Raw genomic sequence first — 15,389 nt, forward strand, 5'->3', positions numbered from 1 at the left:
CCTCTTCATTACCAGATGCTGGATTTCAAAAACCGCCGTGCCATTGCGTTTACCGTAAATAACAGAACCAGATTGATGACGGAGTTAAACAAACCTACCGCCGTCGCAAAGCTGTAATTCGCATTCAGCAAACCGATTTGATACACATATGTCGCGATAATCTCTGAGCTGGCGATATTTAATTTATTTTGAAGCAGATACACTTTCTCGAAGCCGATTGCCATGACGTTGCCGACATTCAGAATCAAGATGATGGAGATTGTGGGCATAATACCTGGCAAATCAACGTTCCAAATCTTCTGGAAGCGAGATGCGCCGTCCACCTTGGCTGCTTCATATAGCGTTGGATCAACCCCGGCAAGCGCTGCCAAATAGATAACGGCGGAATAACCGGCTGTTTGCCAAATATCCGACCATACATAAATGGAGGTAAACATGTTCGGGTTACCCAGGAAGTTCACGGATTCAAGCCCCAAATGATTCATGAATACGTTTACAAATCCAAGCCTCGGTGCTAGGAAAAGCATAATAATCGAGACCATGACGACCGTGGAAATAAAGTACGGCGCAAAGGTGACGAGCTGCACGAAACGCTTGAACTTCTGAGCGCGTACTTCATTTAACATGAGCGCCAGTATAATCGGAACCGGGAATCCGGCAAGCAGCAGATAGAAGCTAAGTGTGAGCGTATTCTTCACGATCGTACCGAACACCGGGTTCTCAAAGAACAATCTGAAGTTATGAAAGCCCACCCACGGGCTTCCCCAGATGCCCTTGGTCACGTAGTAGTCTTTGAAGGCTAATACCGCGTTCAGCATCGGGTAGTATTTGAAAATAATAAAGAACAACAGCGGTGGCGTGACGACGAGATACAATTGCCAATGTCTTGCGAAACTTCTTCTTGCGCCGAGACGTTTGCCAGCGGCTTCCAAAACAATCCCCTCCTATGAATCGAACCTTGATGTGTGACAGCGCTTTCTACAGGATCGATCATAGGTGATTTCAGGTACCTCAAGGAAGGTACAATTGCGTCTTTTAGCGTACAGATCTCCCGAATTTAGGGGGACATTTCCGCATAAAACGGCCATCTGGGCAATCGCGCCTCGCAAAAAGGCGCAAAAAAACCGACCGCATCTGCCGCGGCCGGTTAACGTGCTTATTTCGTATTTTCTTGTGCAAGCCATTTGTTGTACGCCTGCTGCAAAATCGTCACGTAGCGATTGGAGCCAAGCGCATTTAGACCTTTAACATATGCACTCCAGTCCTTATCGAGGTCTAATTGACCTGTTATGAACGCCATTGCGCTTTCATCAATCTCGTGTTTGATATTCGATTGGAGAAGACTCTCTTCATCTGCATTAGAGGAGTCGATCCAAACGGACCATATCGGAAAAAATTCCTTAGGCTCATGTCCTGCGTATAATTCCGTCGCCTGATACAGCCTTCTCTCGTAGCCGGCCGGCGAGTAAATGTCCATATCCTGCACCCAGCTGTTCCTGTAGGACTTCGGCATATAGAAATGGCCCATCCCGCTCCATCTCGTATTATGGTGAGCTTCCGACTCTTTCACTACAATACTTGCGAACTTCGCCGGGATATTGGGGTCAAGCGCTTGCTCTCCATCGAGCGGTCTTCGCCAATCCAGTCCTTCCTTGCCTATTTCCGCACCGGCTTGACCTTCCGGCGTATACAGATAATCCGCAATTCGAATGAGCGCAATGCGCGCTTGCGGACTTGCTTTGTCCGTAATTGCGAATTTGGCTCCCGGCGTGCTGCCGGACTGATAATAAACGGCGTAAGAAGCGTGCGGTCCTTGAAGCGGAGGAACGGCCACATAATCGCTGCCTCGTTCGTTGCCAAGTCCCGTGTCAACGAAGATCGCCGGATGCATAGCCGTCCCCGATCCCAAGATCTGCGCGCCGGCATTCTCGCCCAGCTGTTTATAGGCATCGGCATTTTGCGTAAAAGCACCTACATCGATTAAACCTTCATCATATAAAGATTTGACGTATTTCAGTCCCTCGCGCCATTCAGGCTTGTCCGCTGCCAAGCTGACTTTCCCATTGGCAACTTCAACGTAAGTGCGATCATCATCGTAAACGAACCCGTTCATTAAATACGGAAGCACCCGCACGCCGAAATCCTCTGTCGATCCGCTGAGCGGAACTTCGTCGGCCAGACCGTTGCCATTGGGGTCACCGTTCTTGAACGCCCTAAGCACTTCGCGTAAATCCTCGGTCGTCTTCGGCATATCCAGGTGGAGCTTCTTAAGCCACTTCTCGTTCAACCACAGCTTATAGGGGTAAGAGCAATGAAAACAATCGCTGAATGCGGCCAATCCATAGATATTGCCGTCCGGCGCCGTATTGAGCGCGCGAAGCCCCGGCTCTCGATCGAAAGCTGCTTTGATATTCGGCGCATATTGGTCGATCAGATCATTCAGAGGATAGAAGATACCCTGTTTGCCGTAACGAAGAACATCCGCCTGCGTGAACTGATCAATATAGCTTGTCAAAATATAAGCATCCGGATAATTGCCGCTCGCCAGCGATATTTGTCTCTTTTCCTTAGCGCCTTCATATCGAATTGTCCTCCAATCGAAGGAGACGTTAAACTTCTGCTCCAGCGAAAGCGAGAAATCATTCGTTTTCAAATTTTGATCCGAATCCTGCTGCGCGAAAATGCTGATTCGGATCGGTTTAGCAGCGGATTTGTCCTGCTGCTTCATATGATCGCATGCAGGAAGTGCGAAGAGGATTGCGCATAGTGAAATTGCGGTACAAGCTGACCGAGCAAACATCTTCAATGCAAATCCTCCTTTCAACCCTCGGCAATCTGCCGGTACGAGCTTGGTGACACACCTGTGACGCGTTTGAACGCCCTGCGGAATGAATGGGAACTGTTATAGCCGACACGCGATGAAATTTCATCGACCGTATACCGATTCTCACGAAGCAGTGACACCGCGTGTTCCATTCGCACCTGCTCCAAATAATCCGACAGATTAGAGCCGGTTACTTCCTTAAACAGCTGCGAAATGTATTTCTCCGGCCGCTCCACTTGCTCCGCAATCCGGTATAACGTAAGCTCGGAATCCGAAAAATGTTCGCCGATATAAGCTTTGATGCCGTCAACCGTTCTCGTATGACTGTCATTCTTGCGGCTGACGACTACCGCGCACAGCGCATCGGCAATATCCTCGATTTCCGTCTGGAAGCTGCGTTTATCCTGCGCTTGAATGGCAATAATCCGATCCTTCAACTGCTCGAATATGCCGGATTCCATAAATGTTTTCTGATCAAGCAGCTTCAGAAGCGTTCCCTTAACCTCTCCGACCAGCTGCTGCCACATTTCTACCGACAGCTCGCGCTGTTCTGTATTAAGCGAAAGCACGGATCGGACGATGCGCCTTGCTTCATCTGTTTCCCCGGCCCGGATCGTCCCGATTAGACGAAGCTCCAATTCAAGCGGGTAATAGTAGGTTGCGCTCTCCATGCTCGTTTCGTCATACCAAACGACACCTTTGCGATCGGCGTGCAGCGCATGCTCCAGCGTCTGCTTGGCCTGCTCATAGGAAACGCTGACTTCCGTTTCCGAGCCGAAATGATCGCCGAGCGCAGCCGTAAATGTAATCCGATATTCCGCAAAAGCCTGCCGAGACAGCTGTTCCAGCAGTGCGGCAATCTCGCTGCGTCCAAGCGTATTACCCGTCTCCGCTTCTTTGGAAGCGAACACGATAACGATCCTGTCCGAACCCCAATCGGTTGTCAGCATGAAGCCGGCAATATCAAGAAGCGCTTGCTTCAAGATAAGTCTCGCGGCATGCAGCTCATTGAGCACCTCGACACTGTCCATTCCGGTATAGCCCTGTACATGAAGAATGCACACATACCCGGAATGGCCGTAAATCCCGGTATTCGCTTGGGAAGCAGCGGCAAAAATCTCCTCCCGTGTCTGCAGCTCCCCGGAAATTAACCGCTTCAAGAAAGCATCGCGAATGAGCGGCAGCTGCCGGTGCAGCTCGGACTCCAGCTGATTGCTGCTGCGAATCATTTCCGCGATATTCCCGTGTAGAAAATCGTATTCATTGCGATCGGCCGTCTCCACCTTGCCGAATTGCTCCTTCACGACCGACACCAATTTATGAATAGGCACGCTGTTGCGATAGGCGAGCAATAGGCCGACCAGCAGTCCGATAGCCAGCGCAATGCCGGTAATGGTCCAGGTCATGAACTTGATCTGATTCGCGTTCTCCAACAAGACATGTCTCGGAATACCCGAACGGTACACCCAGCCGTTCGTCTCCGAATGAATCGTAATGACGAGGTCATCGTCGTAAAATTGACTGGTTTGATTCGGATCAAATTTAGGGTCCTTGGACAACGCCTTCATGTCCGGCAACCCGGTTCCTTGAGATGCTATCGTTTCACCGTTGGCATCGCTGATCTGCGTCCAACCGCCGTATTTGTCGGTGATACCCGTCAATAGATTTGCGATCGTTTTCTCATCAATAATAACGACGGCGACGGCAGGTGATGAACCGCTGAAGCTGTCGAGCGGGAAGGACTGCATATACGTCACTACCGATGTTGCCGTCCCTTTATTATTGAATTTGCGAAGGGGCATGATTTCACTGCGATGTGTTTTCCCCAATATAGACTGCTTCCACTCCGCCAGCGTCTGGTCCGTATAACGGAAGTTATCATAATAATGCTCCGGACGGAAATAGGCTGAGCCGGGCGTCAGAATCACGTTGTAGTTGCCCAAATAAATATAAAACTGCTGCAGGAAATCATTGGTTTGTCCGAACGTAAGGACGCTGCGCAGCATTTTCCATATCCCATATACATTCGTTTGGTCACCCGCGCTCTTCTCATTCATCAATATACTTAAATCCGGATTGATGGCGAGCTGTCTCGTGAAGCCCTCAACCTCGGCCATCCGCCGCTCCAACAATTCCTTGCTCTTCTGGAGCTGTATCACATTGTTCTGGATGGACAGCTTCTCTGTAACCGAGATGGAGGTGCGATAAGATATGAATCCCGCGATGCTGGGAATAATTAAGATAACGATATAAGAAACCAGGAAGCTGCGAAACACGCTCGAAAACTTCTTCATCAGACCTCCCCCCTCCCTCTATATGTTAGCGCTGTCACGCCTCTGCACTCTATTATCGTACAAATTCCGGCTTATCGCACGACATTTATATAAAAGAAAAGCAACCGAAAGGATCTTTTCCTTCAGCCGCTCACCTCAATTTCCCAGCTATTCCGCTCATTTCCTCTTATTTTACAATCACACCCAGTTAATGCGAATTACTTGCATTAGAGCAAAAAAAAGAAGCCTTGCATCGGCAAGGCTTCTCTGAGTTTGTATAGTTGGTGCGGTCGAGAGGACTCGAACCTCCACGGCTGTTACACCACTAGAACCTGAATCTAGCGCGTCTGCCAATTCCGCCACGACCGCATCTGGCAGATGTATTTGCGGTACAAGCCGCAACCACGTTTTTTATTATGGCATCCGCTTCATGCGAAGTCAAGATGATGAACTAAAGTTGAAATTTTCTAACTATAGCTTAATCAAACAAGTCGCCGAAAACATCAAGCATCGTTTTCTTCTTGCGCGGCTTCCCGTATTTGTCGTAGCCATGTTTATCATACCCATGCGAGTCATATCCGCTTTGGCTGTAGCCTTTGCCGGTGTTGTAATTGTGGTCCTGGCTCCGGTGCCGATCGTGATCTTGATCGTAATGCGTTTCATTCGGCGGATAAGCAGGATTGACATGAACGCTGCGCTCCAAGCGATCGTAGTCATCGCGAACCTCTTTGACACCGCGTACAAGCTTGTCCAGCTCGCCGCGATCCAGCCAAACCCCTTTGCAATCCGGGCAAACGTCGATCAGAACGCCGTCTTTCTCTATCTCGCGCATGCGAACATCAGAACATACAGGACATTTCATCGGAATAACCTCCAGTAACGTTTGTTACACCTATACGGATGAACCAGCAATTTGTTTCAACTTTTTCGGTTACAGCTCTGTTCGAGGTGCCGTCACCGGTTCATATACATAGCTTCTGCTTAGTTTCACCACTCTGCGGCTGCGCTTGCGAATGACGACGGAGTCCGCATCCCAGGCGACGACAATACCGAGTACATCATTTGCTTCCATGCCATCTCTTACTACGCGAACCGATGTACCTTCAACTCGAAATTGATTCAGCTGTTCTTCTGATATCATTCTCAATCGCTCCATTTCTATAAAAAAACCTCAATACGGCAGGGAATGCCAGCATTGAGGTCTTTCCATTCTCTTGTATCCATCTGCGCTCAGCTAACATGTTCCTTCGAATCATTCGTTTCGTACCATTCATCAAGAACGCGAGAAGACATCACACGGCTCGTGATATACTCCGCTTGCTTCTCGGTGAATTGCTCTTTCCAATCCATCTCAAGCTCTGTAGAGAGCTTCACAATCGTAAGGAGTTCGGACCATGCAACATACCGTTTATACCAGAAAAACTGCGGATGCTCAATCATATAAGGGTACAAGTCATCAAAATCCGTATGCTTGCAATCAAGAGCACGTTCGAAATGGTTCTTCGCTTCCGACAATTTGGTTACTAAATAATCAGCAGATAATTGTCCCATATGTTGTGCCTCCAATCCGTCACTTACGATCATTATAAGCCAATTCATTCAACTCGAAAAGATGATGTTCATGGTATTTAACTGGATATTATTCGAAACGAATCTGTCCGCCATCCAGCGAAGCAATTCGCACCAGCGATTCTACGCGAATGCCTTGTTCGCGAATCGTGCGTGCGCCGGCTTGGAATGATTTCTCCACGACGATGCCAAGTCCTGCCAAGGTAGCGCCGGAACGTTCGATAATTTTGATCAGACCGCGGGCTGCATCGCCGTTCGCGATAATATCGTCGATGAACAGCACGTTATCGTCAGGCGTTAGGAATTGACGGGAAACCATAATGTCCGTTACAATGCCTTTCGTGAATGACGGAACACGTTCGCAATAGGCGTCCGGATCCGCGATGAGCGTTTTCTTCCGACGCGCAAATACGAGCGGCACCCCAAGAGCCAGAGCTGTCGTAAACGCAACCGGTATGCCGGAGGATTCCACCGTGATGACTTTCGTGATCGGCGATTCTGCATATAGACGCGCGAATTCTTTCCCCATCTCTTGCGTAAGAATCGGGTCGACCTGGTGATTCAACAGGGCATCCAGCTTGAGTACATCTTGATTTAGAATAGAGGCTTCACGCAGTATGCGTTCTTTTAGCAGTTCCATTCGCTTTCCCTCCACCAAAAAAATCTTTTCCGTTAAAGGTATCATATGGAACACCGACAGCGCAACTAATCGGCAAAAAATATACCGAAACAGCGGCTATTCATTGCAACTTTTTTCCATTACAAACGTCTAACTGTATAACAACGAAAGTGATCGGATGCCGGACGAACATCTGGGAGGTGTGACACGAATGATAACTACCTTAACTACCAAACAAATCGCCTATGCTGCCGCTGCCTGCACGATGCTTGTCCTGCTTTCAAGCTGCTCGCTTGGCGTCACAGGGCTTGAAAGTGCGAACACGAGTCGATTAACTGCCGAGCAAGACGGAACGCAGGTCAACGACCATTCCGACAGCCCTCAGAAAGCGTATGTTTCGAAAGGCGATGCCCAAGAAGCTTTATTCGAGGAGAATTCCTCGCAAGACACGACGATCGCAGATGCAACGACGGAATCCTCCACGGGAAAAGCCGGCACGAAGCAGGCTGTCGTGAAGGAAGAGCCGAAGTGGGATTCGAAAGCACCCAAGCTCCACGGAATTTCGGTTGGCGATGCCAAGTTTGTTTTAGATACCAGACTGGGCAAGCAAGCGGACAGCTATACGATCGAAGATGAGAAAGAGACGATTACCGTACTCGAATATCCCGGCTTCTCCGTCGGATACGGTGCGGATAAGAAAGTTCGCTTCGTTGAAGTATTCGAGAAAACCGTAGCAAGCGGCTTGAGCGGGCTGCGCGTCGGCGACAGCGAGAACGCCGTGACTACAGCATTAGGAAAACCGACGACGCATACCGCAAGCGTACTCGCTTATCAAGCGACCGGGGCATTGCTGAAGCTGGACCTTGATCCTCAAACGAAAAAGGTACTTTCGATGAAGCTCTTTTTATTAGTAGATAAGCCATAAGGTGACAAGTGCACTAAACAGAATCGGCACGGTTAACAGCAGCCCGTATTTGGCGTATTCCCGCCAAGACATTTCGATGCCGCCTCTGCGCAGCAGCTGCAGCCACAGAAGCGTCGCGAGCGAACCGATCGGCGTCAGCTTCGCGCCGACAGAAGTACCGAGTAAGCTGGCGTACGGCAAATAATGCGGCCCTGCCATCTGCTCAATGGCTAGCGAGGATACGAGCACGGCCGGCAAATTATTCACGGCCGCGCTGAGCAAGGAGAACAGAGCACCGGAGCCGAGAATGCCAATCAAAGGCCCTTGTTCCGTCAAAGGTTCGATTGCGTGAGGGAACCAGCTCACAGCACCGTGCAGATACATACTGTAGACGATAAGATTCATCGACAATGCGAATACGACGATTAGCCAAGGCGCTCCGCGGAGCGTCTTTTTCACATTTCCTTGGCCGACAGCCATACTCGCCAGCCACTGGACCGCTGCTCCCGTTAAGGCAATCGCCGCAACCGGAACCCCTATTTTATCCGCTACCAAATATCCTCCCATGATTGCAGCGATGTTGACCCAGGATAAATAGAATAACCCTTTATGCCCGATCGCCGAAGTCGGATCAGGAAAGGATTCGGGCGCGTGGGGCCTCTCTTCTTCCGCTCGAATGCTGCGTCCAAAATAACCTGCCGTCACCGCAATCGTGACCACAATCGCTACGATTCCCGGAAGAATCATCGTTCTGGCATATTCTCCAAAGGACAGATCAAAGAAATCCGCGGTCAAAATATTCGTCAAATTGCTCATCATGAGCGGTGCGCTTGCTGTGTCTGCCATTAAGCCTACACCAAGAAGGAACGCAATACGGCTTCTGCGAGACAGCTGAAGCAATGCCGTAACTTCCAGCACAATCGGAATCATAATTAAGATCGTGCCGTCATTGTTGAAGAATACCGTAATTGCCGCGGCGAGCGCGCATAATCCGATTAACAGGCGCAGCTGCTTATGATGAAAGGTTCGAACGATATGGAGCGCTGCCCATCGAAAAAATCCATTCGCGTCCAGCAGCGCCGTAAACAGCATGATGCCGATTAAAGAGAAGGTCGCATTCCAAACAAAGCTCCATATATAAGCCGCATCCCCCGGTGTAAGCAGCCTGGCTACGAATAGCAATGCCGCACCCAGAAGGGCGACGATTGCTTCGTGAATTCCTTTCGGCTTCCATACAATCAGCACGAGGGATGCAGAGAAAACACTAATGGCAACAACCATGGCCATAACAGCAAATCCACCGCTTTCTCTTATAAGAAGGATAATAGTCATGCCTGTCCCTGATTGGACATACCTTTACTAGTAGGTATTGTACGAAAGGCAGGTTATGTGAACGTATGAAAAGAGCGAATAAAATCATGCAAATCGCGTTTACGTATATGGGTACGGTAGTTGGCGCAGGTTTTGCAACCGGACAAGAGATTTTGCAGTTTTTTACTCGATTTGGCTTCCTTGGAGCCGTTACCATTCTAATGGCCACGATCATGTTTGTATGGCTCGGTGCCAAAATGATGCTGATTGCCAGTGACGTAAGGGCAAAATCCTATGAAGATGTCAATAAAGTGCTGTTCGGCGATCGGTACGGCCGCTGGATCAGCCATTTCATGATTATTGTGTTATTCGGCGTATGTGCCGTTATGCTCGCAGGCGCAGGCTCCATATTCTCGGAGAACTGGAATATCTCCTATCAATCCGGCCTGCTGATTACGATGGTCGGCTGCTTCTTCCTGCTGCGCAAAGGGATGAATGCCATATTGACCGTAAACTCAATCGTGGTACCGGTCATGCTGCTCTTCACGGTGCTCATTATTATCGATACGGTCAAAACGCCGGGCTCGGATCGGTGGCTGCTCCTAACGAGCGACCATTCGCCGATCTCTATCTGGGCTTCGCCCTTCCTTTATGCCGCATTCAATTTATCGATGGCTCAAGCCGTGCTCGTGCCGCTCGGCGCCGAAATGCGAGATCGCAAAACGATCGTGTACGGCTCATGGTTCGGCGGCATCGGAATCGGCTTCATGCTGCTTGCCGGCCACATCGCTCTGTCCGTGTACATGCCGGGCATCCAGCAATTTGCCATTCCAATGGGAGGGATCGCGCGCCAGCTCGGCCATGGCATTCAGTGGATTTATATTTTCCTGATTTTTGCCGAGATCTTCACCACGCTGATTGCGGATGTGTACGGACTGACGCTGCAAATGCAGGAACGACTCAAGCTCTCCCGAACTCTGCTCACGATCCTGACGCTGGCTTCTTGTTATGTGGCGAGCCAAATCGGGTTCGGCCCGCTCCTCTCCACGCTCTACCCGCTGTTCGGCTTGATCAGCCTCGGCTGGCTGGTGCTTCTGATTAAGCATAGGCCTCCGGTTGGGGAATAGCGGTAAAACCTACATACTTAAGATAGTTGAATCAGTTCGGCTTGCGGAATAATTGTCCGTATCAAGTCTCTCATGTGATCATGGCAGGTGAACAGGATGATTTGGCGGCGCTCTGCCAGCTCGCCGAGCACTTCGACGGCGGCTTTCTGCCTTATCAGATCAAAGTTAACGAGTGGATCGTCAAGTAATAACGGCAGTTCGTTCGAAGCAGCCGCTTCATCCGCGAGCGCCAGGCGCATCGCCAGATATAACTGCTCAGCGGTCCCTCTGCTGAGCAGTTTGCTTTCTACCAGCCTGCCGTCACTCGTCTCCAGCGAGATCGCTTGCTCTCCCTCCGGAATCGAAATCCGCTTGTAGCCTCCTTGCGACAGTCGGCCCATCATTCGCGACGCTTCGCGAAGCACGCCGGGCTGACGCTGTTCCTCCATGATTCGTTTGGTACGCCGAATCATCGTCATGCTAATCGCACCTACCGCATACTGCTCTATCAGCTGTTCCAGCGCAGCCGTTGCCTGCTCACGCTCCATAATGAGGCGCGATCTGCCGCTGCTCTGCAGCAGCTGCTCGAGCTGCTGGCGCTTGCGGCCGCTCTGCTCAATCCGCTCGCTTCTGCGCTGCTCCAGCTGCTCCAGCTCGCGCTTCGCTTCCTCTTGCATCTGTGCAAGCTGATTGCCATCGTAAGAGGAATACCACGTCTCCAGCAGTTCGCGCTGTCCACTTGTTAAACCCGCTGTCAGCTCCGCATCGAGGCGATAGCGCTCCGCTTCGATTTCCGCTAATCGCTCGGAGTGCTGCAGGGCTTCCAGCCATTCCAGCTCATAGCTCACCCGCGCGGCAGCAAACCACCGCTGCTGCTTCGCTTCCAAGTCGAGCGTGAGCCGGGCCAGCTGCGAAGCCTGCTGCTCCAGCTCCGCCAGACGCGCTTGCAGCTCCTCGGCCCGGCTGGCTGCCGCCGCGTGCCGGCTCGCTTCCGCGTGCAGCATCCGGACGGCTGCGGCCGCGTCGCCATGCGCGAGATTCACCGCCGCGGGGAACGCCGCGCTCAGCTGCAGGGCCGCGTCTTCGAAGGCGGCTATCTCCGCCTGCAGCCGTGCAGCCTTGCCCGCTGCTCGGTCATACGATTGCAGCCGCAGCAGCGCTTGCTCGGCCAGATCGAAGGTTTCCGCGGCCGCTTCCGGCGTTAACGCAGCCGGAAGGCCGCAATCGCGCAGCCAATCGCGCCATCTTGCCGCGATGGCTGCAGCCGCCTCGGCCGCGTGGTCCACCTCGGCGAGGCCGGCGTCCTCTTGCGCGCGCAGCCGCGCATGGCGGCGCGCAAGCTCTCCGCGGCGCTCAGCGGTGCCGGCGCGCGCGCGGAGCTCGTCCTGCCGCGCGTCGACGGCAGCGCGCAGGCGCGAGAGCACTTGCGCAGCTGCGCCGCGAAGCGACGCCGGCGCCGACGAGGCGCGGCCTTCGCTCGCCGCGGCGGTCTGCCGCCAAGCCGCAGACAGCTCAGCCTCCTGCTCCTGTGCAAGCAACGCGGCTACGAGAGCCGCCGGCTCGCGGACAAGCTGCTGCACCGCGGCAACGACGCGCTTCTCCGCGTCAGCAAGCAGCGCATCAGCCGCAGCCGTCCTCTCGGAGGTGGCTTCCTCCCGTACACGCCCGCGTCCTGCTCGGCTGCGCCCGCCGGCTCGGCCACGCGATGCGCTGCCCGGCGGCTTCGCAAGTCTCTTCAACCCCGGCGCCGCAAGTACAATTGCGGCAACACCAGAGACTGCCGCTGCAACCGGCTCGCCGACAGCGACAAGCACGGCAGCACCGACTGCTGTAGCGGCTGCCGCTGCCCAATAAGCGCCGCTTCCAACCCGCAGCAGTGCCGCGGACTGGATCTCTTCCCCCATACGCGCCTCGCCCGAACGGAGCGACGACGAAGCTGCGTCATGTGCGGCGCGAAGCCGCGCCAATTCCAGCTCATGCCACGCTTCTTCGAACTGACGTGCGGCATGCCGAAGCGCTTCCGAAGAATCCGGAAGCAATGCCATAGCTGCCGAAGCTCCAAACGAACTCGCGGCACCGCTGTCCGCATTCAGCTCAGAAAGCTGTGCGGCCGCTTCCTTAACCTGCTGCGAGGCTGCGCGCAGCTCTGCTTCCGCTTGCCCGCACGCCTTGGAGCTCTCCTGAAGCGCGGCGCGAAATACACGCACCTGCTCCCGATCCGCAACTCCGATCGGAAACGAACGCAGCTCCGTCTCGGTCCATGTCGGTGAGATACGATGGATCAGGCGGCGAGCCGTCTCTCCGTGCTCGCGCATTTCTGCCGAGAGCTCGGCAGCACTCTGCCTAGATGCTGCAATATGCTCCGCAGAGAGCAGCAAGGCTTCAATCTCGTGCTCGCGAGCGATCAGCTGCTCGTCGTAAGACAATAAATCAAGCTGCCGCATGTGCCTCTGCGCTGATTCGCGATTCTGCTGCCGTTCATCATGCAAACGAATAAGTTCAGCCGCTATAGCTTCCGTCTTGGCGCGTGCATCCGCCACCAGCCTCGGTGCGTCGCCGTAAGTCTCCTGCTCCTGCACCAGGGCAAGCCTATCGATCCACGCTTGGCGAAGGTGAACCGCTCTTGTCAGCAGCGCTTCCTTCTCTCGCGATGATGGAAGCCGCTCTTCTACCTGCGCCTGATCGCCCTCTATCTCCGCAAGCGACGAGCACAGCTCATTAAATACGGCAATGCTATCCTCCGACTGGCGTAACTGCACATCGATTTCTTCTATGGTCTTGATCAGCTTGTTCATTTGCTGCGTACTTCCTCGCGGACGATATAAACCGTCCAGCTGTGCATGCAGCAGCTTCTCTGTCTTGGCAATCGCGCTGCCGCCATTCCAGCCGGCGTGATACAGCTGTTTGCCAAGCTCATCCCCCTCAAGCATGCCGATGGCCTGCAGCTCCGATAACGAGATCGCAAACAGCTCACGGAACAATCGCTCATTTACGCCGCCGAGAAACAACCGCTCCCACATCGACTGCGTAAGTGTTTCAACCCCACCGCCTCCGGTGTTTCCGCTATTTCCTCCGTCACCAATGCTTCCGCTGCTTCCTTGGATTCCGTGGCTCCCACGGCTTCCTTCCGTCTCAAGCCGGCGAATATTCACCTTCCCTTGAGCACTGCTGTAACGCTCCAGCACATAAGGTTGTCCTGCGCCATTTTCGAAGAACAATCGTCCTCCGTGCCGGCCGCCATTAACGGGCTCCTGCCGTTCAGCGGGATTGCCCTTATGGGCAAAACCAAACAGCATCGCGCGGATGAACCCGAGCATGGTGCTTTTGCCTGCCTCATTATGTCCGTAAACAATGGTCACAGGCGCATCAAATTTGCAGTGAAGGTCGCTCAGCTTTCCGAAGCCTTCTACATGAAGTCCTTGAAGCTTCACTTTCGCTCGCCTCCTTGTTCTGCATCTTGCTCGGGCAACGAAACGCTCTGACCGTCCATATCCTCCGTCAACATCCCGGCCGCAAGCTCCCTTGCTTGCACGAACCAACCTGCAGCTCGTTCGGTTTGCATGACTCGTATCATTTTTCGAATTCTCGCATTCCCATTTAAGGATTGAAGCGCTTCATCCAGCAGCTGCTGCAGCGCCTGCTCGTCCGCTTGCACGTTATTGCTGTTCCGAATCAGTTCTCCTGTAAAACTATCTTCTACGGACAGAGCTTCCAGATCCAAATCCGCTCCGGTAGCAGCTTCTAAACGATAAATCCAGCTCCATTGTGCCCCTGGTATGTAAGCTGCGCTTGAATCCATATCGCCGATTCGTTCTCTTAATCCACCCAGCAGCTCCGTAATTACGCCTGCATTCGTGAATACGCGATGCATCGGACCTCTGCCTTCTAAACGCAGCTTGATCATGAGCGATCTGCCCTCGCTGGCAGCCGCAGCTGATGTGACAGCTTGTTCCATGGCGGAAAGCAATGCTTGTTCGGACGTAATTCCGGCAATGGATACATGCAAAGTCGCCCACCGAATCGTGTCTAATGGGAGAAATTGCAGCTTAGTCTCGAATGAATCGCTTACATCAACGAGATAACAACCTTTCGCGCCCGTCTCGTTGGCATGTCTGCCCTGCGTATTGCCGGCATAGACAACATGCGGATAACTGTGGAGCACGGCACGCTGATGGATATGTCCGAGCGCCCAGTAATGGAAGCCCGCTCCAACCAGCTCCGCCAGGCTGCACGGCGCATAAGGATCATGTCCGGCATGGCCATCCACAGTGCCGTGCAGCAGCGCAATTTGATACGAGCCGTCGGCTGCCGGCTTGTAGCGCGAAGCCAAATTAGCGGTTACAGCTCTTGTCCCATAGGAGATTCCATGCACATGAGCGGCCAACTCTCCATTTCTCGCGAAAACGGGTACTGCTTCTACTTGATCCGCTCCGAAGAAATGGACGGACGAAGGCCACTCCAAATTAGCCTGCGCACCCGACAACGGATCATGATTGCCATGAATAACAAATAGCCGCACGCCTTGGGCATGCAGCTTCTGCCACTCTCGCTGCAACGCTAATTGCGCACGGAGCGATCGGTCAGCCATATCATAGAGATCTCCGGAAATGACTACAAAATCAACGGCTTCGCGCAATGCCGCCTCTACCAAATGACGAACTGCCTGAAAGGTCGAGGATCCAAGTCCCTCCCGCACATGGGGAGGCACCTCCGTCAATCCGCGGAAAGGACTGTCGACATGCAAATCCGCTGCATGAATAAATCGAAATGAGACTCCCATGTC

General features: G+C 52.9%; 12 protein-coding genes and 1 tRNA gene. 2 read left to right on the forward strand and 11 right to left on the reverse strand.

All coding sequences use genetic code 11. The features are described 5' to 3' along the window. Positions 1–8 precede the first annotated feature (8 nt). From I8J30_RS00900 to I8J30_RS00935, 8 genes are all read right to left on the reverse strand, one after another. Positions 9–932, reverse strand: a complete 924-nt coding sequence (locus I8J30_RS00900; RefSeq protein WP_210654602.1) for an ABC transporter permease — start codon at positions 930–932, stop codon at positions 9–11. 224 nt (positions 933–1,156) lie between these two features. Then, a complete protein-coding gene (locus tag I8J30_RS00905; RefSeq protein ID WP_210655992.1) occupies positions 1,157–2,800 on the reverse strand; it encodes an extracellular solute-binding protein in 1,644 nt (547 codons plus the stop codon). Positions 2,801–2,820: 20 nt separating this feature from the next. Further along, a complete protein-coding gene (locus tag I8J30_RS00910) occupies positions 2,821–5,118 on the reverse strand; it encodes a helix-turn-helix domain-containing protein (protein ID WP_210654604.1) in 2,298 nt (765 codons plus the stop codon). 261 nt (positions 5,119–5,379) lie between these two features. After that, a tRNA-Leu gene (locus I8J30_RS00915) sits at positions 5,380–5,466 on the reverse strand. A 109-nt stretch (positions 5,467–5,575) separates the two neighbouring features. Then, positions 5,576–5,959: a TFIIB-type zinc ribbon-containing protein gene (locus I8J30_RS00920; protein ID WP_210654605.1), complete on the reverse strand. Its 384-nt coding sequence runs from the start codon at positions 5,957–5,959 to the stop codon at positions 5,576–5,578. Positions 5,960–6,028: 69 nt separating this feature from the next. Next, a complete protein-coding gene (locus I8J30_RS00925) occupies positions 6,029–6,238 on the reverse strand; it encodes a hypothetical protein (protein ID WP_091215147.1) in 210 nt (69 codons plus the stop codon). Between the two features lie 89 nt (positions 6,239–6,327). Then, positions 6,328–6,648 (reverse strand): hypothetical protein, encoded by a 321-nt coding sequence (locus tag I8J30_RS00930; protein ID WP_090978009.1) that lies wholly within the window; start codon positions 6,646–6,648, stop codon positions 6,328–6,330. 88 nt (positions 6,649–6,736) lie between these two features. Then, positions 6,737–7,306 carry a xanthine phosphoribosyltransferase gene (locus I8J30_RS00935; RefSeq protein ID WP_210654606.1) on the reverse strand — a complete coding sequence of 190 codons (570 nt, stop codon included), beginning with the start codon at positions 7,304–7,306 and terminating at the stop codon, positions 6,737–6,739. 190 nt (positions 7,307–7,496) lie between these two features. Here I8J30_RS00935 and I8J30_RS00940 point away from each other — a divergent pair, with 190 nt between their 5' ends. Further along, positions 7,497–8,210, forward strand: a complete 714-nt coding sequence (locus I8J30_RS00940; protein WP_210654607.1) for a hypothetical protein — start codon at positions 7,497–7,499, stop codon at positions 8,208–8,210. Here the strand turns inward: I8J30_RS00940 and I8J30_RS00945 are convergent. Then, positions 8,193–9,476 (reverse strand): ArsB/NhaD family transporter, encoded by a 1,284-nt coding sequence (locus tag I8J30_RS00945; RefSeq protein ID WP_210654608.1) that lies wholly within the window; start codon positions 9,474–9,476, stop codon positions 8,193–8,195. The genes I8J30_RS00940 and I8J30_RS00945 overlap by 18 nt on opposite strands. 110 nt (positions 9,477–9,586) lie before the next feature. Between I8J30_RS00945 and I8J30_RS00950 the strand changes: the two genes are divergently transcribed. Then, positions 9,587–10,627 carry a YkvI family membrane protein gene (locus I8J30_RS00950; protein WP_210654609.1) on the forward strand — a complete coding sequence of 347 codons (1,041 nt, stop codon included), beginning with the start codon at positions 9,587–9,589 and terminating at the stop codon, positions 10,625–10,627. A gap of 17 nt (positions 10,628–10,644) precedes the next feature. Here I8J30_RS00950 and I8J30_RS00955 read toward each other — a convergent pair whose 3' ends face one another. Continuing rightward, positions 10,645–14,037, reverse strand: a complete 3,393-nt coding sequence (locus tag I8J30_RS00955; RefSeq protein WP_210654610.1) for an AAA family ATPase — start codon at positions 14,035–14,037, stop codon at positions 10,645–10,647. Continuing rightward, a complete protein-coding gene (locus I8J30_RS00960; RefSeq protein ID WP_210654611.1) occupies positions 14,034–15,386 on the reverse strand; it encodes a metallophosphoesterase family protein in 1,353 nt (450 codons plus the stop codon). Before I8J30_RS00960 ends, I8J30_RS00955 begins: the two co-directional genes overlap by 4 nt. Positions 15,387–15,389 lie beyond the last annotated feature (3 nt).

The sequence above is a fragment of the Paenibacillus lignilyticus genome (assembly GCF_017942085.1).
Lineage (GTDB): Bacteria > Bacillota > Bacilli > Paenibacillales > Paenibacillaceae > Paenibacillus_Z > Paenibacillus_Z lignilyticus.

What these genes read in the sequence shown, in the direction of transcription:
- I8J30_RS00905 (WP_210655992.1), bottom strand. Translation starts at nt 2,800, where the DNA reads ATGTTTGCTCGGTCAGCTTGTACCGCAATTTCACTATGCGCAATCCTC.
- I8J30_RS00910 (WP_210654604.1), bottom strand. Translation starts at nt 5,118, where the DNA reads ATGAAGAAGTTTTCGAGCGTGTTTCGCAGCTTCCTGGTTTCTTATATC.
- I8J30_RS00920 (WP_210654605.1), bottom strand. Translation starts at nt 5,959, where the DNA reads ATGAAATGTCCTGTATGTTCTGATGTTCGCATGCGCGAGATAGAGAAA.
- I8J30_RS00925 (WP_091215147.1), bottom strand. Translation starts at nt 6,238, where the DNA reads ATGATATCAGAAGAACAGCTGAATCAATTTCGAGTTGAAGGTACATCG.
- I8J30_RS00930 (WP_090978009.1), bottom strand. Translation starts at nt 6,648, where the DNA reads ATGGGACAATTATCTGCTGATTATTTAGTAACCAAATTGTCGGAAGCG.
- I8J30_RS00935 (WP_210654606.1), bottom strand. Translation starts at nt 7,306, where the DNA reads ATGGAACTGCTAAAAGAACGCATACTGCGTGAAGCCTCTATTCTAAAT.
- I8J30_RS00940 (WP_210654607.1), top strand. Translation starts at nt 7,497, where the DNA reads ATGATAACTACCTTAACTACCAAACAAATCGCCTATGCTGCCGCTGCC.
- I8J30_RS00945 (WP_210654608.1), bottom strand. Translation starts at nt 9,476, where the DNA reads ATGGCCATGGTTGTTGCCATTAGTGTTTTCTCTGCATCCCTCGTGCTG.
- I8J30_RS00950 (WP_210654609.1), top strand. Translation starts at nt 9,587, where the DNA reads ATGAAAAGAGCGAATAAAATCATGCAAATCGCGTTTACGTATATGGGT.
- I8J30_RS00960 (WP_210654611.1), bottom strand. Translation starts at nt 15,386, where the DNA reads ATGGGAGTCTCATTTCGATTTATTCATGCAGCGGATTTGCATGTCGAC.